Here is a 22,693-nt window from a genome sequence, read left to right as displayed (position 1 = left end):
ATCTGACAAAGTGTGTGTATGATCAAAATATGCATTTCTTGAATTCTAGCCGTATCATCGCTTGGTACAACAAGATTATGATCACAAAGCTTATTCATCATTCCACCACCTTTTCCGCTAAGCCCTAAACAAAGCATATTAAGTTCTTTTGCTTTTTTAAAAGCTTCTAAAACATTAGGGCTTTTTCCGCTCGTTGAAATACCGATTAAAATATCATTTTCATTTCCTAAAGCTTCCACTTGTCTTGAAAAAACAAACTCAAAACCATAGTCATTTCCTATAGCACTAAGTGCTGAAGTATCGGTTGTAAGTGCTATACCTGCTAAAGCCTTGCGTTCTTTTTTATAACGCCCGCTAAGTTCAGCCGCAAAATGCTGAGCATCAGCTGCACTTCCACCATTTCCACAAATCAAAATTTTGCCACCTTTTTTTAAGCACTCACATAAAAGTTCGCCTACTTTAGCGATTTGTCCTTTTAAAATTTCACTTTCTTGAACGATTTTTTGATGTTCTTGCCATTCTTTTTCCACTAAATTTATCATTTTTTATCCTTAATCTTTTCTATGATCTTGCTCGTACTAAATCCTTCTTCAAAGTCGATTAATTTAACCCTTGAAACGATATCCGCACCCACAACAAGCTTATCTTTATAATCAGCCCCTTTAACCAAAATATCAGGTTTTAAAAAGCTTATAAGTTCCAAAGGCGTATCTTCATCAAAAATCACTACAAAATCTACAAAATAAAAAGCTGCCAACATACAAGCTCTTTGAAACTCTGAATTTACAGGACGACTCTCGCCTTTGAGTCTTTTCACACTCGCATCTGAGTTTAAACCTACAATCAAAACATCACCCAATCTTTTAGCTTTTTCAAGGTATTTTATATGTCCAAAATGCACTATATCAAAACAACCATTTGTAAAAACGATCTTTTGATCATTTTGTTTTAAAAGCATTAAAAGTTCTTCTTTGCTTTTGATTTTTTTCTCAAAATCCACACTATTAAAACTCTTAATCTCATCAAAACTCACACTCACACTACCTATTTTACTCACTACAACAGCTGCGGCTTCATTGGCAAGTTCGCAAGCTTTAAAAATTTCAATCCCGTTTGCCAAACAAAAAGCTAAAACCGCAATCACACTATCGCCCGCTCCTGTTACATCATAAACTTCCAAGGCTTTAGCAGGGGCGATTTTTAAATTCTCATCAAAAAGTGCAATCCCCGATTCTGAAAGAGTGATGATAGAATAACGCAAAGCAAAATCTTCTTTTAATTTTTTAATCCCTTTTTCTAAATTTTTACCCTCTAAATTTTCAAATTTTAAAGCCTCTAAAGCTTCTTTTTTATTAGGCGTGAGCAAGGTTGCGCCGCTATATTTACTAAAATCACTGCCTTTAGGATCAACTAAAACAGGGATATTTAAAGCCTTAGCCTTTTTTATCACAGCCTTACAAACCTTAGGCGTTAAAATACCCTTAGCATAGTCACTTAAAACCACAGCTTTAAAATCTTTGATCTTTTCATCAAACAAAGTAATAAGCTCATTTTCAAGCAAAATCTCACTTATATCTTCTTCATCTAGTCTTAAAACCTGCTGATTGTGTGCCATAATGCGATTTTTAAAAGGAGTTTTGCGTCCTTTTTGGATCAAAAATTCTCCTTTTAAATTTTCTTGTAAAAATTTCCCACTCTCATCATCACCCACAACACCAAGCGCAAAAACATCAGCTCCCAAGCTTTTTAAATTTGCATAAACATTCGCAGCCCCGCCTAATCTTTTATCTTCTTTAAGGGTTTTAGCTACCAAAACAGGCGCTTCAGGACTGATACGCGAACAATCACACCAAGTGTAATTATCCACCATAAAATCCCCTATAATCAAAATTTTAGGTTTTTGCTGACTTAAAAACTCAAGCATTTACTTCCTTTTCAAAAAGTCTTTTTATCTCACCTAAATAATCTTTTATACCCTCTTCAAGACTAAATTTTGGCTGATAATCCCAAGTTTGATCTAGCTTTGCTTCAGTGTGGAATTGATAAGATTTTACATAAGGATTTGGGATATATTCGCAAGGCAAATCAGTCTTTAACTCTTTTTGCAAAATATCAACTATATCTTGAAAAGTTCTTGCTTTACCACTGCCTACATTATAAACCCCACATTTTGAATCAAGGGCGATTAAATTGGCACTAATAACATCTTTAATATAAGTAAAATCTCTATAAATTCGATCACTTCTTTCAAACAAGCGTGGATTTTTTCCTGCTAAAATTTGATGGCCAAATTGCAAAACCATAGAAGCGGTTTTGTTTTTATAAAATTCGCCTTTTCCATAAACATTAAAATATCTAAGTCCTACCAAATGGGCTTTATCGTAGTATTTTTTCGCTAGCTTATCCATCATCAATTTTGAAAAAGCATAAGGATTTTTTGGTTCTTCATCTTTACCTACGGTTTGTGGACTTTTTGCATCGCCATAAACCGAAGCTGAACTTGCATAAATAAGCTTTGCATTAAGATCTATGCTAAGTTCTATAAAATCTTTAAAAGTATTTAAATTGGTTTGTAAAACCTTAGTTTGATCAAAAACCGTAGTGTCTGAAATTGCTGCTTGATGAAAAATAATCTCTGGCTTAAAATCTTCAATCTTTTTCAAAACTTTTTCATCGTTAATATCACCTGCAAAAAGCTCTCCATCAAATTCAAGCAAATTTTTAAAATGCCCAAAACTTTCTAAATTTCCATTTTCAAAAGTCGCACTACTACGCATTTTATCGATGATTAAAATTTCATGTTTTTCTTGTAAATTTAAAGCCAGTTGCGAACCTATAAATCCTGCACCACCTGTGATTGCTATTCTCATTTAAATGTCCTTTTCTTTAAGAAAACTCAAAATTTCTTTTAAATTTTTAAATTGCTTAAAAAAATCGCCTTCTTTTTTTTCTTCATTCACTAAAATCAAAGTGCCAATATCAGCATTTAATCCTGCTTGCATATCGCTTAGATTATCTCCGATAAAGATAGAATTTTTCATATCCAAATCAAACTCATCTTCTGCTTTTAAAAGCATTCCTGCTTTAGGTTTGCGACACTCACAACCTTCTAAATGTGGACAATGATAAATTTTATCAATTTTTATATCTTGTTTGGCAAATTCTTTAAGCATATAATCACAAAGCTTAAAAAAATCACTTTCCTTGTAATATCCTCTTGCAATGCCTGATTGATTTGTCGCTACAAAAAGCAAATAATTTCTAGCTAAAAAATATCTACAAAGCTCAAAAATTCCATCACAAAATTCAAAATCTTCTATTTTATAAACATATTTTTTATCTATATTAATCACACCGTCTCTATCTAAAAATAATGCTTTTGTTTTCATAAAAAACATTATAATATAGCTTTTTTAAAAAGAAAATAAACATTATCTTTAATTTCTTAAGATTTTTATAAAAATAAAGATATATAATACCTAGCAATCTAATTTTTACTAAGGAGAAAACAAATGAAAAAATTATTAGTAGTTTCTGCTTTGGCATGTCTTGGTGTTTCTGCTTTTGCTGCAGATGGTGCTACACTTTTTAAAAAATGTGCAGTATGCCATGGTGCAAAAGCAGATAAAGTTTATTTAAACAAAGTTCCAGCTTTAAAAACTCTTTCTTCTGCTGAAAGACTTCAATACATGAAAGAATATTCAGAAGGCAAAAGAAATGCTTATGGTCAAGGTGCGATCATGAAACTTAACCTTAAAGGTTTAACTGAAGAAGATTTTAAAGCTATCGAAGCTCATATTGAAACTTTAAAATAATTTCTAAAAAAGGCTTTTCTTTTTAAGAAAGCCTTTTTTTATCCAAAGCTTCTTTTTTACGCCTTTCTAATTCTATAGCATCACGCAAAGAATCCTCATCATCATTTAAAGTAGTAAATTTATAATCATCATCAAATTGTTTATTTTTAATCCCCCAAAGCAAAGTTGCCAAAATGATAAAAAACGCTAAGATAGAAACCCCTATCATCATCATGATTATACTATTCATTCTTTAATCCTTAAAGCATTTAAAATGACTATTATACTACTAAAAGACATAGAAATAGCAGCGAATAAAGGATTAATCATACCCAAAAAAGCCAAAGGTATGGTACAAGCATTATAAAACAAAGAAAAAGCAAGATTTTGCTTGATAATTTTAAAGGTATTTTTAGATAATTTGATGGCTTTTTTTAAAGAAAGCAAGTCATTTTTCAAAAGTAAAACATCACTACTTTCTATAGCTAGATCACTTCCTTCTCTTAAAGTCATCGAAACACTTGCATATTTTAAAGCTAGTGCATCATTTACCCCATCACCTACAAATAAAACTTTGTAATTTTTGCTTAAATTTTCTATAGTTTTCATTTTATCTTCTGGCAAACAAGAAGCTTGATAATTTTGAATTTCTAACTTTTTAGCGATTTTTTCCACTGCTTTTTGATGATCGCCACTTAGTATCATTAATTCTTTCTTTTCTTTTTTAAGATAAGCGATAAGCTCTTTTGCACCTTCTCTTAAAACACTATCAAACTCAAAAGAAGCTAAAATTTTACCTTCCTTAGCAAAAATAAAATGTGTATTATCAAATTCTTTAGCCACAATACCCTTTTCTTGCAAAAATTTAGAACTTCCGCCTAAAAGCAACCCTTCATTTAACTCAGCACTTAAACCTTTAGCTTGAATGCTCGAATGCTTTTTAAAATCCAAATTTAAATCTTTAGCTCCTTTTTGCTTTAAATACGACGCAATATTTTGAGAGATAGGATGTTTAGAAAGTTTTACAAAATTATAAAGCTCATTTAAATCAAGCGCTTCATCTAAAAAAACCTCTTTAAGTTCAAGCTCTATTTTGGTTAAAATACCCGTTTTATCAAACACCACGCAATCACATTTGCTTAAATCTTCTATCACGCTAGAACTTTTAAATAAAATATGCTTTTTTAAAGCCCTACCTAAGGCCACAAGATTGCTCACGGGCGTTGCTAAAGCCAAAGCACAAGGACAAGCGATAATCAAAACTGCAATCGCATTGACTAAAGAAATTTCGAAACTCTCTTCTTTATAAAAAAACCAAAAAGCAAAACAAATAAAAGCGATCAATAAAACCGTTCTAGAAAAATAAGCCGAAAGACTATTGACCAAACTTTCAAGTTTTGCTTTTTTAGAACTTGCAAGTTCTAAAAGCTGGATAATTTGACTGAGTTTTGAATCCTTGTAAAGCTTTGTTGCTTCATACTCCACACTTCCATCAAGCACTATACAAGCTGAAAAAATTTCATCTTCTTTTTGTATGAGTTTTGGAATACTTTCTCCGTTTAAAGAAGAAGTATCCACACTCATTTCACCACTTTTACAGATCCCATCGATTAAAATTTTATCTCCAGTTTTAAGCAAAATTCTATCCCCTAAACAAACCTTTTGCACTTCTTTAGGAACAAATTCTTTACCATCAAAAACCAAAACTTCATTTTGCAAAAAATCATTAAGCCCATCTATAGTATCTAAAGCACGCTTTTTGCTAAACATCTCAAGATATTTTCCTATAAAAACAAAGCAAACTATCATCGCCACAGAGTCAAAATACACTTCCCCCACCCTAAAAAACATAGCCCATAAAGAATAAACATAAGCCAAACTCGCTCCGCTAATCACCAATACATCCATATTTAAACTATGCATTTTTAAAGTTTTAAAAGCGCTTTTATAAAAATGAGATCCCGTATAAAAAAGCACAGGAGAGCAAAGGATAAATTCAGCAAAATTTAAAATATCCTTAGTATCCTTATCCATACCGCTAAAAAATCCTGCGTATTTTGCCACTGCTATCCACATGATATTCATCACGCAAGCTATAGCCACAACAAGCTTAGAATAAAATTCTCTTTTTAGTAAATCCGCTTTTTTTGAAGCCTTGCTCGCATCATAAGCACTCGCTTTATAACCTATGCTTTCAATAAGTCTTAAAATTTGCACCAAAGAAATACTTTGTTCATCAAAAACAATGCGTGCTTTATGGCTTAAATGATTGATATCAAGTTCTAAAATTCCTTCTTGCTTGGTTAAAATTTTCTCATTAAGCCACACACAAGCTGCACATTCTATACCGTGTATCATGAGATAAATTTCACTAAATCCTTCTTTAGTTTTAGTAATAAACTCATCATAATTTTTCATTTCATTTTGAAAATTTACAGGGCTTAAAGTTTGATTTCCAAGCTTTTCATAAAACTCATCTAATCCACTTTCATGTAAAATTTCCCAAACGCTCTCACAACCCTTGCAACAAAAAAAATTACCCTTATACTCTATCATTTGAGCTTGTTTATAATCAAGTCTGCAATGTTCACATTTCATAATCATTCTTTAAAAAAATATTTTTTATAATTATAAACAAATTTGACAAAAAGTGTACTTTTTTACTAAAATCACATTTTACAAAAATTATTCTGCTAAATCTTACGAGGACTTATGGAAAAAGAAAAAAAACAACATCAAAGAACCCACGTTCCAGTGGAAGGTTATAAAATCGAAGAATTAAAATTATTAGATTTAGAAAATCTAGTTAAAATCGCTAATGAATGTGAAATCGAAAACCCAAGAGAATTTCGCCGTCAAGAACTTATTTTTGAAATTTTAAAAGCACAAACAAAAAAAGGCGGTTTCATACTTTTTACAGGGATTTTAGAAATTTCTTCTGAAGGTTATGGCTTTTTAAGAGGCATGGACTCTAATCTTAGCGATAGTGTTAATGACGCTTATGTTTCAAATTCGCAAATTAGAAAATTTGCTCTGCGTGTAGGCGATATCGTTACAGGACAAGTTAGAGAACCTAAAGATCAAGAAAAATACTACGCTCTTTTAAAAATTGAAGCGATCAATTATCTGCCTTTACAAGAAGCCAAAGAAAGACCTTTATTTGATAACTTAACCCCTATTTTTCCAACAGAAAAAATCAAACTCGAATACGATGCGATGAAGCTTACAGGTCGTGTTTTAGATCTTTTTACTCCTATAGGAAAAGGACAACGCGGACTCATCGTTGCTCCACCACGCACAGGTAAAACAGAGCTTATGAAAGAACTTGCTGCTGCCATTGCAAAAAACCACCCAGAAATGCATTTAATCGTGCTTTTAGTCGATGAAAGACCTGAAGAAGTTACCGATATGCAAAGATGTGTAAAAGGCGAAGTTTTTAGTTCTACTTTTGATTTACCTGCTTATAATCATGTGCGTGTAGCTGAACTCGTGATAGAAAAAGCCAAAAGAATGGTAGAAACAGGAAAAGATGTTATTATCCTGCTTGATAGCATCACAAGACTGGCGCGTGCTTATAACACCGCAACTCCAAGCAGTGGAAAAGTCCTAAGCGGTGGGGTAGATGCTAATGCTTTGCACAAACCAAAACGCTTCTTTGGTGCAGCTAGAAATATAGAAAATGGAGGCTCTTTAACCATAGTTGCTACGGCTTTAATTGACACAGGTTCAAGGATGGATGATGTGATTTTTGAAGAATTTAAAGGCACAGGAAATAGCGAAATAGTTCTTGATAGAAATATTGCTGATAGAAGAATTTATCCTGCGATTAATATCATCAAATCAGGAACAAGAAAAGAAGAATTACTCCAAGGCGTAGCAAATCTTCAAAAAATTTGGGCGATCCGTTCGGCGATTTCTCAAATGGATGATGTTGAGGCATTGAAATTTTTATATTCTAAAATGCTTAAAACCAAAGACAATGTAGAACTTTTATCTATAATGAACGAGTAGAAAATGCTTCAAGCTTTAGCGATTAAATACAGACCAAAAACCTTTGATGAACTCATAGGACAAAAAACAGTTAGCGTAAGTTTAAAATACGCTCTAAATCATAATCGCTTAGCTCATGCTTATCTTTTTTCAGGACTTAGAGGAAGTGGAAAAACTTCGAGTGCTAGAATTTTTTCTCGTGCTTTAGTTTGCGAACAAGGGCCAAGTGATACTCCATGTGGCACTTGCAAGCACTGTCTTGCAGCACTTGAAGGCAAACATATAGACATTATAGAAATGGATGCTGCAAGCAACCGTGGACTTGAAGACATACAAACCTTAATCGAACAAACCAAATACACCCCTTCTATGGCAAGATTTAAAATTTTCATCATCGATGAAGTGCATATGCTTACCCCACAAGCTGCAAATGCACTTTTAAAAACCTTAGAAGAACCACCAAGTTATGTTAAATTTATACTTGCAACAACAGATCCTTTAAAACTTCCAGCCACTGTGCTTTCAAGAACGCAACATTTTCGCTTTAAACAAATTCCACAAAGTGAAATTTTAAATCATCTTAAAAAAATTTTACTTAAAGAAAATGTTAAATTTGAAGAAGAAGCTTTAAAATTCATAGCAAGAAGTGGCAATGGATCTTTAAGAGATACTTTAACCTTACTTGATCAAGCTATTATTTTTTGTCAAAATGAAATCAGCATTAGTAAAATTACAGATATGCTAGGCTTTTTAGATCCTCAAAAAATCAAAGCCTTTTATCAGGCTATTTTAACAAAAGACAAAGAAAAAGTTTTTGCATATTTAGAAGAATTGCAAGACTATGAAGCTTCAAGCGTGATTGATGAAATGCTTTTTTATTTAAAAGAAAGTTTTTTTGCAAAAAGTACAGAATTTTCTACTTTAATTTATGAAAGATTTTTCCGTATTTTATCAAAAGCTAAAAATATGCTTTGCGATGATGATGGCTTTACGCTTTGTGTTATGGCTTTTATGATGATGGAAGCAAGTCATTTAAAAGAAATTGACGCACAAATCCAAGAAATCAAACAAGAAAATATAACAAATACTACACCTAAGATCACACCTTCTCCTATCATGCCTAATCTTGAGAAAAAAATAGAAAAAAATGCTTATGAAATCTTGCTTGATAGTATTTATGATAGGGATTTTGATCTTGCAGAATGCTTTAAACAAAGCACAAAATTTATTAGTTTTGAAAGCAATACTTTAAATATAAGCTCAAATGCACAAGGAAAAAATCGCGATACGCTCAATAAAGGTTTTAAACTCATACAAGAACTTTTTAAAGCTAAATTTGGAGAAAATGCAAAAATTAATGTGCAAAAAGCACTAACAATTGATGAAAATAAGCTTCAATCCTTAACTCAAGAATTACCAAACAGTGAAAATAAAAACAGTATTCAAAGTTCTATTAATATGCTTAAAGAAGGAGCTAAAAAATTTGACCCACAAGAAGATCTTAAAGAGGCTCTTAAAGATTGTTTTGGGGAGCCTAGTATAGAAAATTAATCATCATTTTTAAGAGAGATGAAAATCAAAGCTAAAAATATATAAGTTACCGATCTTGTAGCACCAGGCAAACCATTCCAAACATTACTCATCCACATTTCAAACCATTCTGCAGCAACTACTTGAAAGGCAAACCATAAATACAACAACAAGTTAAGGAAATAATCCCAAAAATCTTAGCGTTAAGAAAGCTTTGAGCATCTAAATTTCTAGCTTTAAACATATCATAAGCACCTTTTAGGGCTGTTAAGGTAATAAAAATTTCAAAAAGAATAATTATTATATAGCCTATATGATGAATCACAGGAGAAGTAATAACCCCATAAACTATAGCATTACCTAAATAATCAGACTTTATATCCATACTCATCACATGCGAAACAAATTGGAAATTAGAATTATAATCTGTCACATTTCTAAAAACCACTATACCTGCTAACGATGCAACGGTAAGCAAAATAATAATTTTTGAAAATCAAATCATTTTACTTATGCAAAAACATTTTTGTTACATTTATACCATTTTAATAATATATTATTAATAAAAATTAAATTTTTAAATTCTTTTAAGTCTTAAAGAATTAAGCACTACAGCAACAGAACTAAAACACATTGCAAGTGCTGCTATATGAGGACTTAAAGTGATAAAAGGTACAAATCCTGCTGCGATAGGAATGCAAAGTACATTATAAATAAAAGCCCAAAAAAGATTTAGCTTGATAATACTGCGTGTTTTTTTAGCAAGTTTAAAACATTTAAAAATCGCTGATAAATCATCTTTTATCAAGATAAAATCTCCTGTTTTTTTTGCAAGTTCATTTGCCTTTGAAAAACTCATACTCACGCTTGCAGCAGATAAAGCCGCCGCATCATTGATCCCATCTCCTACAAAAAGAGTTTTTTTAAATTTTTGAATGATTTGTAGTTTTTCTTCACTCTTAAGTTGGGCATGAAATTCGTCTATTTGTAATTCTTTAGCTATTTTTTCTACATTTTTTATATGATCACCACTTAAAATAAAAGTTTTAAGATTTTGCTTTTTTAAATTTAACACAAGCTCTTTAGCCCTATCTTTTAAAGCATTACTTAACAAAACACCACCTAAACACTTTTTATTCTTAGCAAAATACACCCTAACATATTCTTTAAAAGAATCAAAAAAGATATCGCTTTCTTTTGTGTCAACTTCATTTTTGTGCAAAAACTCCGCGCTACCTACAAGATAAATATTATTATCTTCTTTATATTTTATACCAGAACCCACAATCACTCTTCCCTCGCCCTTTAAATCAAAAATTTGATCTTTATGCAAAGCCTTGGCTATAGGATGAGAGCTTAAACTTTCAATTTGACATAATTTATCAAAATCATCTTTAGAAAGATTGTGCTTAAAAATACTCAAATTTTCCTTTGTTAATGTACCTGTTTTATCAAAAAAAGCGTACTTAACTAAGGCTAATTTTTCTAAAGCAGCAGGATTTTTAATAAGAATGAAATTTTTTGCCGCATTTGCACTTGCCACAACCAAAGCTATAGGCGTTGCAAGCCCTAAAGCACAAGGACAAGAAATCAAAAGCACAGCACAAGCGTGTAAAAAAGCTGTATTTAAATCCGCTTTTACCGCCCAAAAAACAAAAACTAAAAAAGCAAAAAATATTATACCCCCTACAAAGTATTTAGAAATTTGATCTGCTAAATTTGCCAAAGGACTTTTGATATTTCCTGCTTCAAAAACTAGATTTTTGATTTGTTCTAAAGTACTATCCATAGCCTTTTTGTTTGCTTTGATCCTTAAAGCGCCATTTAAAACTACTGCTCCTGCTTGAACTTCATCGCCTTCTTTTTTTAAAACAGGCAAAAACTCTCCATTTAAAAAACTCATATCAAGCTCTGCGCTCCCTAAAAGCACTACTCCATCTGCAACAATGCTTTCTCCTTCTTTTACCAAAAGCACATCGCCACTTTTGACAAAAGAACTTGGAATTTCTTTAATACTTTCATCTTCAAGCAAAATTTTTGTCTTTTTTGTATCTATATTTTCCAAAATTCTTTGATAATCTTGTGCTTTAAATTTAGCTTTACTTTCAAGATATTTTCCTAAAAGCACAAAGGAAATAATCATCATTGCACCACTAAAATACAAATCTTCTTCTTTAAAAATTTGCAAATACACTAAAAAAGAATACACAAAAGCACTCAAAGTCCCTAAAGCTACAAGGGTATTCATATCTAAATTTTTACTTTTAAGTCCTAAAAAAGCATGAGAAAAAAAATCTCTCCCGCAATAAAATATCCCAAAAAAACTCAAAGCCATTTGGATATTTTGCGAAAAAGAAGTTTTAACAAACATTTCAAAATACATAATAATCACACTCAAAACTATACTTAAAAGCAAATTTTTTCTTAATTCTAAGTGTTTTTTTGCCTTGTATGCGTTCAAGCTTTGTTCATCTTCTAAAATTTCAAAGCCTAAATTTTGAATTTTTGCGATGATATCCTTGCGTTTTTCTTGATCTTCAAGTAAAAAAACCCCGCTAGAATTCACATAGGAAACACTAGCATCTTTAACACCATCAATTTTTTTACAAGCTCTTTCTATAGCGTTAGAACAATTAACGCAAGTCATTTTGCCTATTTTTATACGCAATTCTTCCATTATAAACGCTCTACGATCTCAAAACCTAAATCTTGAAATTCTTTTGTAAAATTTGATACTTGATTTTCTTCTAAATTTAAACTTAAAATTTTTTGCTCCAAATCTACTTCTATATTACCAAATTCATCTTCAAGAGAATTTTTGATCAAATTTACACAATTCATACAATTAACATTTTTTACTTTAAATTTCATTTTCACTCCTTATAGGATGTATGGTAATGTGCCCGATTTCAAATTCATATAGTAATTTATGGGATAAATCCTGAGATAGTTTTTCAAATTCCTTTAGATCGCAAACTTTCACTTTTAAATGCATAGAAGCTACTAGCATTTTATTGGTGATTTGAGTAATATGCAAATCCACTACCTCATCCACACTAGGATTTAAAAGCAAAACTTGTCTTACTTTTTCTATATCCACAGGAGAACTTTCAAGTAAGACATTAGCGCTTTGTTTAAGCAAGATAATTGCCCATCTTAAAAGCAAGATTGATAATACAATAGCTAAAATCGTATCTATATAAACAATACCACTGAAATACACCGCTATTCCACCTATAATAACCACTAAAGAACCCAATAAATCACTCATCATATGTAAAAAAGCGGACTTCATATTGACATTTTCTAAATTTGCACCCTTAAACATCATCAAAGCATTAATCCCATTTACCAAAAAACCCAAAATAGCTACAATTATCATGGTTTTAGCGTCAATTTCTTTTGGATTAATAAATTTTTCTATAGCCTCATAAATGATAAATAAAGCCGATAAAATAATAGTTAAAGCATTGACAAAAGCCACTAAAACTTCAAGACGAAAGTACCCAAAGGTCTTTTGATGATCTTGCCATTTTTCTACAGCTATGATGGCTAAAAAACTAAGAGCTAAGGCAAAAACATCAGAAAACATATGCAAAGTATCGCTTAAAAGTGCCAAAGAATTTGAAAGGATTGAATAAATAAATTGCACAAGCATCATAGAAAAAGTCATTAAAAGAGAAATTTTTAAAATCTTTTTATCCATACTCCTTGCATCAGCATGGGAATGATGATGTTCATGAGAATGTTCTTCGTGATTATGATTACAAGATTTGTTAGCTAAAGGCTCGTGTGATAAAAATTTATACATTTTATATCCTTTTTGCTTGACATTTTAAGATATTAAGCTAAAAAGAATATAAATATTTGTTATTCTTATAAAAATTAAAAGTCAAAAAGTTCGCCTAACCAACTTTCTTTCTTTTTCTTTTTATAGTAATCATTGTGCTGATGATAAGCTGAGTTATTATATCTTGACTCTTGTCTTGAAACTTGGTTAAAATTTGCTGTATTAGGGACACTGCGTTCTATGATTTTGTCAAGTTCTCCACGATCAAGCCAAACGCCACGACATTTTGGACAATAATCAATCTCAACTCCACTCCTATCGCTCATAACCAAATCCACATTGCAAACTGGACATAACATACAATACCGCCTTTTTTTAAATTTTTGATTTAAAATTATAAAAAGAAATACTAAACAATTTTACAACAAGTTTTAATGTTTTTTTGCATGTCTAGTCATCATAAAACTTTGTTCAAAAAATATAAGCAAAGTAACACTCACTCCTATAGCTAGAGCCAAAGTCACAGAAACAGTTGTAAAAAAATAATCAAAAAATTGAACCAAAAATTCAGACTTAGCCTTCAAATCATCACTGCGTATAAAAGAAATAAGATACAAAATCGCTTTATAAGCATAAATTCCAGGTATCATAGGAATAAGAGCAGGAAAAGCGATAATTTCAGCAGGGGTTTTAATGATTTTTGCTAGAACAATTCCTAAACATCCTATGCAAAATGAAGCAACAAAAGTTGCGATTGCTAAAGTTTGAAAATGAAAATATTCCACCAAGGTAAAACGAAGCCCATGTGCAATTGCTGCTAAAAGAGCAGATAAAATAAGGGTTTTTAAAGGTGGATTGCAAGCATAAGCAAAGCCAAATCCCGCCACAGCAGCAAAAAACATATCTCTTAAAATAAATTCAATCATCTTAAAATCCCAAAATCCGAAATACTAAGCGTCATGTAAATTCCAAGTGCTATACAACAAATCAAAATAGCCACGCTGATAATACGACTAAGTCCCATTAAAATATGATCTTTTAATATATCAATCACAGAATTTATAAAAAATACCCCTGGTATAAGATATAAAATACTAGAACCCAAAGCCACATCAGAAGTATTGGTATATCCCATATCCAGTCCAAAAAATACAAACCACGATGAGATAAAAGAACAAAGGATGTATTGAATTCTTAAATCAATCTTTGCTTTAGTTAAAATATATCTTAACAACAATCCCACGAAAGTTGCAAAAAACACCAAATTTCCAGCGCCAAAATCACCGCCAAAAAGCCTACAAAAAGCCGAATTTGCCATAGAAACAAATAAAAGATTAAGCAAATAAGAATGCTTTTTTTGTTGAGAAATTTTCTCAAAAACAACTTGTGCTTTTTCAAGATCGTATTTGTGATCATATATAGCCCAGCTTAAAGCACTTAAATCAAAAATAAGCTTAAAATTAACATGGGCATGATGATTGGGTATAACATAAGTTCTTTGAATGGAGTTATCATCCATATCTACAACATTTAAAGTAATATGATGAAAAAAGAAATTGATATTTATCTCATAGCCATAAACCTCGGCTATTCTTCCTACGCATTTTGCCACCCTAGCTGTATAAGTTCCAGCACCTAGCAAAGTTTTAGTATATATGATTAAAAAATTAGTTAATCTTTGTATATCAGGTTTTTCCATATTTTGATCATCTTTAACTTGAATTTATTACAATTATAGCAAATTTGAAAATAATAAAGAAAAAAATATTTATAATTTAAATCATTTATTAAAAGGCTTTTTGATTTTGATATAAATTAAACTTGCTAAAATCACAAAAACAATTATAATGATTAGAATTTGAGTTAAATAAGTTTTAATCAACTCTTCATTTTGTCCTATATAATAACCCAAAAATACAAGTATAGCCACCCAAATAGCACTACCAAGTGCAGTAAAAAGTATAAAATTTACAAGTTTCATTTTTACCAAACCTGCAGGCATAGAAATATACTGACGAATCCCTGGCAAAAGACGACAAGTAAAGGTTGAAAATTCCCCATGTTTGTTAAAAAATTCTTCAAATTTAGCAAATTTGACTTCGTTTATACCAAAATACTTACCCCATTTTAATACAAAATTTTTACCCCAAAAAAAGCAAATATAATAATTAATCAAAGCCCCTAAAACAGAACCTAAAGTCCCACTAAGTATACAAAGAGTGATATCAAGTTCGCCTTTATGTGCCAAATATCCAGCAGGTATCATAACAACTTCACTTGGAAAAGGTATAAAACAACTCTCTAAGGTCATTAAGATAATAATACCCAAATACCCCCAAGCGCTAGCCGTCTCAACAATAAAAGAAATGATTTCTTGCATATTAGCCTTATTTGAAGAAAATTTTAAAAAATTGTAGCTTAAAAGATTAAACAGTAAAAAGCGGTTTTATACCGCTTTTTTTATTTACCTGCAACTGAAACTTGATTTGGATTGTCCGCTGCACGAGCGATCATACACTCTTTTAAAACAGCAGCATCAGCTGGATCGCTAACTTTTTTATTAATCCAGCGTTCAACTTGTTTCATTGTTTTTGACTCTGGCTCTGGAGCTTCGTATTTTGCCATCAAACTTGCACAATCAGCCAAAGCAATGATAGGTAATAAACTTGCAAAAAGTATTTTTCTCATCTTTTGCTCCTTAGAATTTTACATTATACATTAACATGATATTATCAGCTCTTGCTTTATCTTTTTTCGCTCCACCAAATGGTAAGCCACGATTACCCCAAATATTTTGGATATTAGTATAACTTAAGCGTAAGAATTGATATCTATCAAGTTGATAAATCACATAAAAATCATGTGCTGTTCCTCTTGTCATTCTTATATTAAGCGGATCGTTGATACTTGGACGGCTCATAGTATACCAGTATCTACTTCCCCAGAAGAACTCATACCCTACTTTTAAAGTCTTGGTAAAATCATAGCGTCCACCTACATGCACAGCATAGCCATCTTTTTCATTAAATTCCAATTGAGATTGCACAGCAGGAATTGCACTTAGAGTATGTGCATTTGTTCCGTTAGAATACCCTAAAGATACAAAATAATTAAAATTTGTACCAAAAGCATTGTAATTTTCAAAATGAATATTTGCTAAAGTTAAATTTCCTAGATTGTAAACACCATCTTGTAAAACATTAACCAAAGCACCGCTTGGGCCAATTGGAAGATTGATTCCTGGAAGTGGTAATGCAAAATCAGTCATATGAGCCACATTGAAGATAATAAGATTATCTCCCATGCCTTCTATAGGAAGCTCTCCTTCTACTGCAGCATAGTAAAGATTTGCATCAGCATCTTTTTGATCGCTCATCCAGTCTCTTACCTTACCTTCTTCATCCCATTGATAAGTTTTACCATAAGCTGCACGGATAGCTACCTTATGATCTTGCAAACTTTCAGGCTTATAAGTGATCACCGCTGCATCACCTAAAGCATTAATTGCTAAGGCTGGATAAGTTGATTGTCTTAAAGCATTGTTTCTAAGATTACTTCCTGGGCCATCGGTTCCTGGCTGTCTTCCTATAGTTGCAATCCACTCAGGTGTGATATAGTAGTCAAGATAAGCTCTATCTACATAAAGTACAGGTCCGCTTGTTCTTGTGTTTCTTCCTGCATCTAAGTCATAAGGAGTGCCACTCCAACCCATTTGAGACCAGTTTTTAGCCATAGATAAACGACCATAGAATTTGGTTTTATCATTAATATCAGCATTCATATTTAAATGAAGCTCATTCATCCATTTGTTATTAGCACTATAATCTTTATATCCACTTGTCTGACCTTCTGTATAAGGGATATGATTAAAGTTTGTATTTGATACAGCAGTTGAGAATTCAAGTCCAAATTTAACCTTGCTTAAAGCAGCTTGAAATTCTGTTTCATCGGCTCTATCATTAAGATCAGCAAGTTCAGCTTTTACAGCTTCATTTTGCTTAGCTTGAGCTTCTCTTTCTTTTCTGATTTGTGCAAGTTCAGCTTGAATTTGTGCAAGCTGTTTTTGAAGCTTGGTTATTTCATCATCTGTATTTTTAGCAAAAAGTGAAGATGAAAGAAGACAAGCACTTAAAATAAGTGAAAACTTAGTTTTCATAATCATAACTCCTTGTAATTTTGTTACATTTCACTGAAATAAAATTATAATTATAGAAAAAAAAGCTTTAAAAAAAATTATGTGTTAATTATTTTTAGCTAGTCAAATTTTATGACTAGCTTTACATTATAAGATTTAAATTTAATTACAAAATTTTTATATCTAAAATTTTATCTCCTTGGCGTATAGAGTCTAAAACTTCCAAACTTTCTTCATCTTTTGGATCAATTTGCCCAAAAACAGTATGAACCCCATCTAAATGAGCTTGAGGGCTGTGACAAATAAAAAATTGAGAGCCACCCGTATCGCGTCCTGCATGCGCCATAGATAAGGTTCCACGCTCATGTTTATGTTCTTGATCATCACATTCACAAATGATTTCATATCCAGGCCCACCTATACCATTGCCGTGTGGACAACCCCCTTGTATGACAAAATTTGGAATCACACGATGAAAATTTAAATCCTTATAAAATCCTTCATTGGCCAAAGTAGCAAAATTACAAACCGTTTGTGGAGCCTCATCACCAAAAAGTTTTAGCTTCATTGTACCTTTTTCAGTTTCTATAAGAGCAAATTTGTATTCATTTACTTTGCTTGTGTCAATTGTTTTTATCATATTTTCTCCTTAATCTATATTTGTATAAACAGCTTGAACATCATCATCATCTTCTAACTTATCTAAAAGTTTTTCTATATCACTAAGCTGTTCTTCGCTAAAGCTTACAGGATTGTTTGGTATATACTCAAGTCCTGCTTTTTTAAGAACTAAACCCTTAGTTTCTATAGCAGAGCTTAGCTCACCAAATGCAGTATAATCACCGCTAATTACCAACTCTTCTTCATTTTGTTCTAATTCTTCAAGCCCTGCATCGATCAAATCAAGTTCTAATTCTTCTAAATCTCCTGCAAATTTTTCAAGATGAAAAACCGCTTTTCTTGTAAACATAAAGCCTAAAGATCCATTTTGCAAAACTTCTCCACCATTTTTACTAAAAATAGCTTTTACATTAGCCACGGTGCGTGTAGGGTTATCACTCATACATTCAACTATAACCAAAGCTCCATGTGCAGCTTTTCCTTCATAATGAATGTTTTTAATATCTGCGCTATCTTTTCCACTCGCACGCTTAATAGCCGCATCTATATTATCTTTTGGCATATTATTTGCTTTTGCTGTAGCTATAGCACTTCTTAATTTTGGATTCATATCAGGATCAGTGCCACCTTCTTTAGCAGCTACTTGTATGGCTTTAGCAAGCTTAGGAAAAAGCTTGCTCATTTTATCCCATCTAGCCTCTTTAGAAGCTCTTCGGTATTCAAATGCTCGTCCCATAAATTCTCACTTTCTTTAAAGATTTTCAAACTTAAAAGTATAAACTAAAAAGGCTAATTAAAGCTTTAAATGGTATGATTTTACCATTTATTTTAGGAGAAGTTTTTGAATATCGCAAAAAAAGAACTTTTTGTTGCTTGGTTTTTCTTGATTGCTGCTATTGTATTTGAAGTTTTAGGTACTAGTTTTTTAAAAATGGAAAATCAAATTTTAGGCTATATATTTATGGCTTTATTTATAGCTTTTTCTTATTTTTTTATGGGCAAGGCGATTAAAAAAATTCAAGTAGGCATAGCCTATGCTGTATGGGAACTTTTAGGGATTATTCTTATACTTTTAGTTTCTTTTATAGTTTTTAAAGAGAGTTTAACCTTAACTCAAATTCTAGGCATTGTTCTTTCTATCGTTGGAATTATCATGATTAATATAGGCGAGGTTAAAGAATAATGTATATTTTTATCATTGTTTTATCAGCATTCTTAGATATCGTAGCAAATTTATTGCTAAAAAAATCAGACGGTTTTAAGCATAAAATTTGGGGCTTGGCTGCGATTGTCAATGCTATACTTGCTTTTTTTCTACTTTCTTTTTCTTTAAAATACGTTCCTTTAAGCATAGCTTACTCAACTTGGGGTGCTATAGGCATCATAGGAACTTGTCTTGGTGGATGGATTTTATATAAAGAAAAATTAAACAAAATAGGAATTTTAGGCATCATTATCGTAATAATAGCAGTATTTTTGCTAAATTATTAAAACAGCAAAATGCTGTTTTAATGTTCCATTTTGTTTTTCGCTTCAATGCCCATTAAAGAAAATGCGGTTTTAATACTAAGAGCAACCAAAGAAAATAATTTAAGTAAATCATTTTCATTTGCAGAGCCTACAACTTTATTTTCATTGTAGAATTTATGAAAATTTGCAGCTAAATTTTTAAGATAATCAGGAATTTTTTGCAAAGCTCTAGCCTCAAAAGCATCATTTAAAATAGCTTTTAAATTCAAAGCTTCAAAAAGTAAATTTACACCATCTTGATTTAAACTTTGTAAATCAGCTCCCATTACATCATCGATTTTTTTACCAGCTTTAGCAAACACTTGATGAATTCTAGCGTGTGCGTAGTTGATATAATACACAGGATTAGAGCTATCTTCTTTTTGCAAATCACTAATATCAAATTCCAAATGAGTATCGCACTTTTTACTCAAAAAGATATAACGCAAAGCATCACTTCCTATTTCATCAATCACATCGCTCATCAAGATAAAATTTCCTGCTCTTTTACTCATTTTATAAGGTTCTCCATCTTTAAGCAAGGAAACCATTTGTGCTAAAATAATCTCAAGATTATTAGAGTCAAATCCCAAAAACTCCATCGCAGCTTTCATTCTAGGGATATAACCATGATGATCTGCTCCCCAAATATTAATACACTTTCCATAACCACGACTCATTTTATCCTTATGATAAACAATATCTGCTGCCAAATAAGTCCCGCGTCCATCTTCACGGATAATTACCCTATCTTTTTCATCGCCTTTTTGCGAAGAAGCAAGCCAAATTTTACCTTCTTGCTCGTAAATTCCTTTATGCTCTTTCAAAGATTCTAAAGTTGCATTTAAAGCGTCATAATACGATCTCTCGCTTACATAGCTGTCAATTTTAATCTTTGCTTGTTCTAAATTTTGTTTAATCAAAACAAGCATTTTATCTTTTGCCCAATCAGCTAAACTAGGGATATTTTCTTCACTAAAAAATTCTTTACCAAATTTTTCAAAAGCTTCTTTTGCCAAATCTGCTATATACTCGCCTTTGTAATATTGCTCTGGATATTCAACATTTTCATGAAGTATATTTTCTTTCACACTTAGTAAAATAGAAAGCCCTAGTAAATAAATTTGATTACCCGCATCATTGACATAGTATTCTGTATCAAATTTATAACCCAAATGTCTTGCAAGTCTTGTTAAGGTGTCTCCAAAAACAGCGCCTCTTGCATGTCCTATGTGCAAAGGCCCAGTAGGATTTGCACTCACATATTCAAGTAAAAAACTTTCTTGTTTTTTTTCTCCTTTAGTAAAATCATTTGGATTTGCTAAAGCTTGATTTGCAAGTTCATTTAAAAAAGTTTTGGAAATTCTAAAATTTAAATACCCATTTACAGCTTCAACCGATTCAAAACAATCATGATTTTGAAATTTGCTCGCTAAGTCGCTAGCGATCAACATAGGAGATTTTTTTAATTCCTTAGCCAGTGAAAAAGCCAAAGGGGTAGCAAAATGTGCTAAATTTTTATCCTTTGGATTTTCAAGTGTAAAATCACACTCTAAAATCTTTTTAATTTCATTAAAAATAATACTTTTCAAAAGACTAAACCTTAAGCTTTTTTTGTTTCGTCTATACTTGCATCAGCACTTGTATTATTAGTTGTGTTTTTGTTTTCTTCTATTTTTTGAGTATTTTTTGCTACTTCATCATCATTATTCATTTCATCTTTAAAAGTTTTAATACCTTTGCCTAAACCCTTTGCAAGTTCTGGAATTTTTTTTGCTCCAAAAAGCAATACAACAATCAATAAAATAATCAACCAATGACTTGGACTTGACCAACCACCCATTTTATTCTCCTTCATTCCAAATATTTTGAATTTGTCCTAGATTCTGCCCTTTGGTTCTAAATTTATGGGCAATTAAAATCGCTCGCAATGCTTCATAGCTTTGCTTTAGCTCATCATTAATGATAAGATAATCATAGTCGCTAAGCTCTTTCATTTCATCACTAGCGTTTTGTAATCTTTTTTCTAGTTGTATTATTGTATCAGTATTTCGCTTAATAAGTCTTTTTTTTAACTCATCTTTATTTTTTGTAGTAATAAAAACAGAAACAATCTTATCAGCCATTTTTTGTCTGGCTATTTTAAATCCTTGCACATCAATATCAAAAACAACTATTTTTCCATTATCTAAAGCATCTTGAGTGTGCTTTAAAGAAGTGCCATAAAAATTTTCATGCACTTTAGCCCATTCTAAAAAATGATCACCATCTATACCTTTTTGAAATTCTTCATGGGATATAAAATGATAATGTATTCCATTTTTTTCACCCTCTCTTGGTTTGCGAGTTGTTGAAGAAATAGAAAAATAAAGCTCATCTTCAAATTCATCAAAAAGTTTTTTTAAAAGAGTTGATTTTCCAGCTCCACTAGGACCTGAAATCAACAAAATAAAACCTTGCAATTTTAATCCTCTTTAAAACTAATGTTTATATTTATATTCATATTCATACCCTTAAGAGCAGCTTTTAAGGTATCATCCTTAATACTTGAAGTGATCGCTCCTACTATACTTTGGCTAAGCTCATTAACTATCTCTTCACTATTATCATCTTTAGTTGCATTACTTACTATAGGCTCTTCATTTTTTTCTAAGATTTCCTCTCCAAGAGCTTCTTGTATATCACTTTCTTTCAATGCATCAAAATCACTTATATTTAAATTTGGCACAACCACTTCCTCTTCATTTGTTCCTAATTCTGTATCGTCTAAAATTGGCTCATCTTTAAAATCTTCTAAAACCTTGCTACTATTATCACTATCAATACCATAATCAAGCTCATCAAGTTGAGCTAGTTCTTCTTTGATTTGATCTTGAGTGCTCAAATTTGAAATAAAATCATCCATTTCATCTTGAACATCTTCTTCCACAACAGGAGAAAACTCCTCTAAATTTTCCTCTGATTCTTCATTATCTTTTGCTTGACCTAAAAATTCAGCATCCTCAGGAATATCATCAAAATCCATTTCTTTTTCTTGCTCTTCAACCACAGGAAGATCATCAAAGTCGCTTATATTAGCTTGTAATTCTTTGTTATCTTCTAAATCTTCATCATTTTTATCATCTAGTTCGTCTAAACTAGGCTCAGTATCCAAAGCTGTATGTTCTTGGCTTAAGTCTTCTTTTTGGCTTCCGCCATCTTCCAAAGTTAAATCTAAATCAGTTTGAATGTCTTCTTGAGTCTGTTCTTTAGTTGTTTCTTGTTCTAAATTTTCATCTTCTAAATTTTGAGTTTCTAAAGCTTTGTTTGCATTATCATCTTGAG

At 31.5% G+C, this 22,693-nt stretch carries 24 protein-coding genes and 3 pseudogenes; 5 read left to right on the top strand and 22 right to left on the bottom strand.

Annotated elements, in window-relative coordinates:
- The 4 genes and pseudogenes from gmhA to AJN60_RS05835 form a co-directional block, all read right to left on the bottom strand.
- Positions 1–542: D-sedoheptulose 7-phosphate isomerase (gene gmhA / locus AJN60_RS05850; RefSeq protein WP_070285674.1), on the bottom strand; the 542-nt coding region annotated here is incomplete at its 3' end.
- Positions 539–1,924: a D-glycero-beta-D-manno-heptose-7-phosphate kinase gene (gene rfaE1, locus AJN60_RS05845; RefSeq protein WP_070286070.1), complete on the bottom strand. Its 1,386-nt coding sequence runs from the start codon at positions 1,922–1,924 to the stop codon at positions 539–541. The genes gmhA and rfaE1, both read right to left, overlap by 4 nt.
- Positions 1,917–2,870, bottom strand: coding sequence for an ADP-glyceromanno-heptose 6-epimerase (gene rfaD, locus AJN60_RS05840; RefSeq protein ID WP_070240085.1), 954 nt, complete (start codon positions 2,868–2,870; stop codon positions 1,917–1,919). Before rfaD ends, rfaE1 begins: the two co-directional genes overlap by 8 nt.
- Positions 2,871–3,432, bottom strand: a pseudogene (locus tag AJN60_RS05835) (D-glycero-alpha-D-manno-heptose-1,7-bisphosphate 7-phosphatase). It abuts the gene before it with no gap.
- 80 nt (positions 3,433–3,512) lie between these two features.
- On the opposite strand from AJN60_RS05835, the gene AJN60_RS05830 reads away from it, so the two are divergent.
- Positions 3,513–3,815, top strand: a complete 303-nt coding sequence (locus AJN60_RS05830) for a c-type cytochrome (protein WP_002870485.1) — start codon at positions 3,513–3,515, stop codon at positions 3,813–3,815.
- Positions 3,816–3,837: 22 nt separating this feature from the next.
- On the opposite strand, the gene ccoS is transcribed toward AJN60_RS05830, so the two are convergent.
- Positions 3,838–4,044, bottom strand: a complete 207-nt coding sequence (gene ccoS / locus AJN60_RS05825; protein WP_002852798.1) for a cbb3-type cytochrome oxidase assembly protein CcoS — start codon at positions 4,042–4,044, stop codon at positions 3,838–3,840.
- Positions 4,041–6,398, bottom strand: a complete 2,358-nt coding sequence (locus AJN60_RS05820; RefSeq protein WP_079861551.1) for a heavy metal translocating P-type ATPase — start codon at positions 6,396–6,398, stop codon at positions 4,041–4,043. Before AJN60_RS05820 ends, ccoS begins: the two co-directional genes overlap by 4 nt.
- A 108-nt stretch (positions 6,399–6,506) precedes the next feature.
- Between AJN60_RS05820 and rho the strand changes: the two genes are divergently transcribed.
- The gene (gene rho / locus AJN60_RS05815; RefSeq protein WP_057042622.1) at positions 6,507–7,805 is read left to right on the top strand and encodes a transcription termination factor Rho; all 1,299 of its coding nucleotides are present in this window, start codon (positions 6,507–6,509) and stop codon (positions 7,803–7,805) included.
- A 3-nt stretch (positions 7,806–7,808) separates the two neighbouring features.
- Complete coding sequence (locus tag AJN60_RS05810) at positions 7,809–9,335, top strand: DNA polymerase III subunit gamma/tau (protein WP_070286068.1); 1,527 nt, start codon at positions 7,809–7,811, stop codon at positions 9,333–9,335.
- Here the strand turns inward: AJN60_RS05810 and AJN60_RS09970 are convergent.
- From AJN60_RS09970 to AJN60_RS05750, 12 genes and pseudogenes are all read right to left on the bottom strand, one after another.
- Positions 9,332–9,747, bottom strand: a pseudogene (locus tag AJN60_RS09970) (DUF2165 family protein). The gene AJN60_RS05810 and the pseudogene AJN60_RS09970 overlap by 4 nt on opposite strands.
- 144 nt (positions 9,748–9,891) lie before the next feature.
- Positions 9,892–11,991, bottom strand: coding sequence for a copper-translocating P-type ATPase CopA (copA, locus tag AJN60_RS05800; protein WP_070286067.1), 2,100 nt, complete (start codon positions 11,989–11,991; stop codon positions 9,892–9,894).
- Positions 11,991–12,185, bottom strand: a complete 195-nt coding sequence (locus tag AJN60_RS05795) for a heavy-metal-associated domain-containing protein (RefSeq protein ID WP_002852760.1) — start codon at positions 12,183–12,185, stop codon at positions 11,991–11,993. Before AJN60_RS05795 ends, copA begins: the two co-directional genes overlap by 1 nt.
- Positions 12,175–13,125, bottom strand: a complete 951-nt coding sequence (gene czcD, locus AJN60_RS05790) for a CDF family cation-efflux transporter CzcD (protein ID WP_070286066.1) — start codon at positions 13,123–13,125, stop codon at positions 12,175–12,177. The genes AJN60_RS05795 and czcD overlap by 11 nt, the downstream gene beginning before the upstream one ends.
- A gap of 74 nt (positions 13,126–13,199) precedes the next feature.
- Positions 13,200–13,463, bottom strand: a complete 264-nt coding sequence (locus AJN60_RS05785) for a zf-TFIIB domain-containing protein (protein ID WP_070286065.1) — start codon at positions 13,461–13,463, stop codon at positions 13,200–13,202.
- A gap of 72 nt (positions 13,464–13,535) precedes the next feature.
- Positions 13,536–14,030 (bottom strand): threonine/serine exporter family protein, encoded by a 495-nt coding sequence (locus AJN60_RS05780; protein WP_002831613.1) that lies wholly within the window; start codon positions 14,028–14,030, stop codon positions 13,536–13,538.
- Positions 14,027–14,803, bottom strand: coding sequence for a threonine/serine exporter family protein (locus tag AJN60_RS05775; RefSeq protein WP_002881600.1), 777 nt, complete (start codon positions 14,801–14,803; stop codon positions 14,027–14,029). Before AJN60_RS05775 ends, AJN60_RS05780 begins: the two co-directional genes overlap by 4 nt.
- Before the next feature lie 81 nt (positions 14,804–14,884).
- Complete coding sequence (locus AJN60_RS05770) at positions 14,885–15,484, bottom strand: DedA family protein (RefSeq protein ID WP_052801693.1); 600 nt, start codon at positions 15,482–15,484, stop codon at positions 14,885–14,887.
- Between the two features lie 80 nt (positions 15,485–15,564).
- The gene (locus AJN60_RS05765; RefSeq protein ID WP_002822505.1) at positions 15,565–15,792 is read right to left on the bottom strand and encodes a hypothetical protein; all 228 of its coding nucleotides are present in this window, start codon (positions 15,790–15,792) and stop codon (positions 15,565–15,567) included.
- Positions 15,793–15,802: 10 nt separating this feature from the next.
- Positions 15,803–17,260: an outer membrane tyrosine kinase gene (gene omp50, locus AJN60_RS05760; RefSeq protein ID WP_070286064.1), complete on the bottom strand. Its 1,458-nt coding sequence runs from the start codon at positions 17,258–17,260 to the stop codon at positions 15,803–15,805.
- Between the two features lie 145 nt (positions 17,261–17,405).
- Complete coding sequence (locus AJN60_RS05755) at positions 17,406–17,879, bottom strand: peptidylprolyl isomerase (RefSeq protein WP_044780073.1); 474 nt, start codon at positions 17,877–17,879, stop codon at positions 17,406–17,408.
- Between the two features lie 9 nt (positions 17,880–17,888).
- A complete protein-coding gene (locus AJN60_RS05750; protein ID WP_002787769.1) occupies positions 17,889–18,596 on the bottom strand; it encodes a YebC/PmpR family DNA-binding transcriptional regulator in 708 nt (235 codons plus the stop codon).
- A gap of 105 nt (positions 18,597–18,701) precedes the next feature.
- On the opposite strand from AJN60_RS05750, the gene AJN60_RS05745 reads away from it, so the two are divergent.
- Entirely contained in the window at positions 18,702–19,043 is a 342-nt protein-coding gene (locus AJN60_RS05745) for a DMT family transporter (protein ID WP_002777281.1), read from the top strand.
- Positions 19,043–19,351, top strand: coding sequence for a DMT family transporter (locus tag AJN60_RS05740; protein WP_070247783.1), 309 nt, complete (start codon positions 19,043–19,045; stop codon positions 19,349–19,351). Before AJN60_RS05745 ends, AJN60_RS05740 begins: the two co-directional genes overlap by 1 nt.
- A gap of 17 nt (positions 19,352–19,368) precedes the next feature.
- On the opposite strand, the gene argS is transcribed toward AJN60_RS05740, so the two are convergent.
- The 4 genes and pseudogenes from argS to AJN60_RS05720 all read right to left on the bottom strand — a co-directional run.
- Positions 19,369–20,961 (bottom strand): arginine--tRNA ligase, encoded by a 1,593-nt coding sequence (gene argS / locus AJN60_RS05735; RefSeq protein WP_070261266.1) that lies wholly within the window; start codon positions 20,959–20,961, stop codon positions 19,369–19,371.
- Between the two features lie 11 nt (positions 20,962–20,972).
- The gene (locus AJN60_RS05730; protein ID WP_070283691.1) at positions 20,973–21,212 is read right to left on the bottom strand and encodes a Sec-independent protein translocase subunit TatA/TatB; all 240 of its coding nucleotides are present in this window, start codon (positions 21,210–21,212) and stop codon (positions 20,973–20,975) included.
- A gap of 1 nt (position 21,213) precedes the next feature.
- Positions 21,214–21,831 (bottom strand): guanylate kinase, encoded by a 618-nt coding sequence (gmk, locus tag AJN60_RS05725; protein ID WP_002866189.1) that lies wholly within the window; start codon positions 21,829–21,831, stop codon positions 21,214–21,216.
- 2 nt (positions 21,832–21,833) lie between these two features.
- A pseudogene (locus AJN60_RS05720) lies at positions 21,834–22,693 on the bottom strand (highly acidic protein); the annotation flags it as partial.

This window comes from Campylobacter sp. BCW_4323, assembly GCF_001763115.1.
GTDB lineage: Bacteria > Campylobacterota > Campylobacteria > Campylobacterales > Campylobacteraceae > Campylobacter_D > Campylobacter_D jejuni.
Note: the sequence above shows the minus strand (reverse complement) of the source record. Positions and strands in the feature narration are given on the sequence as shown.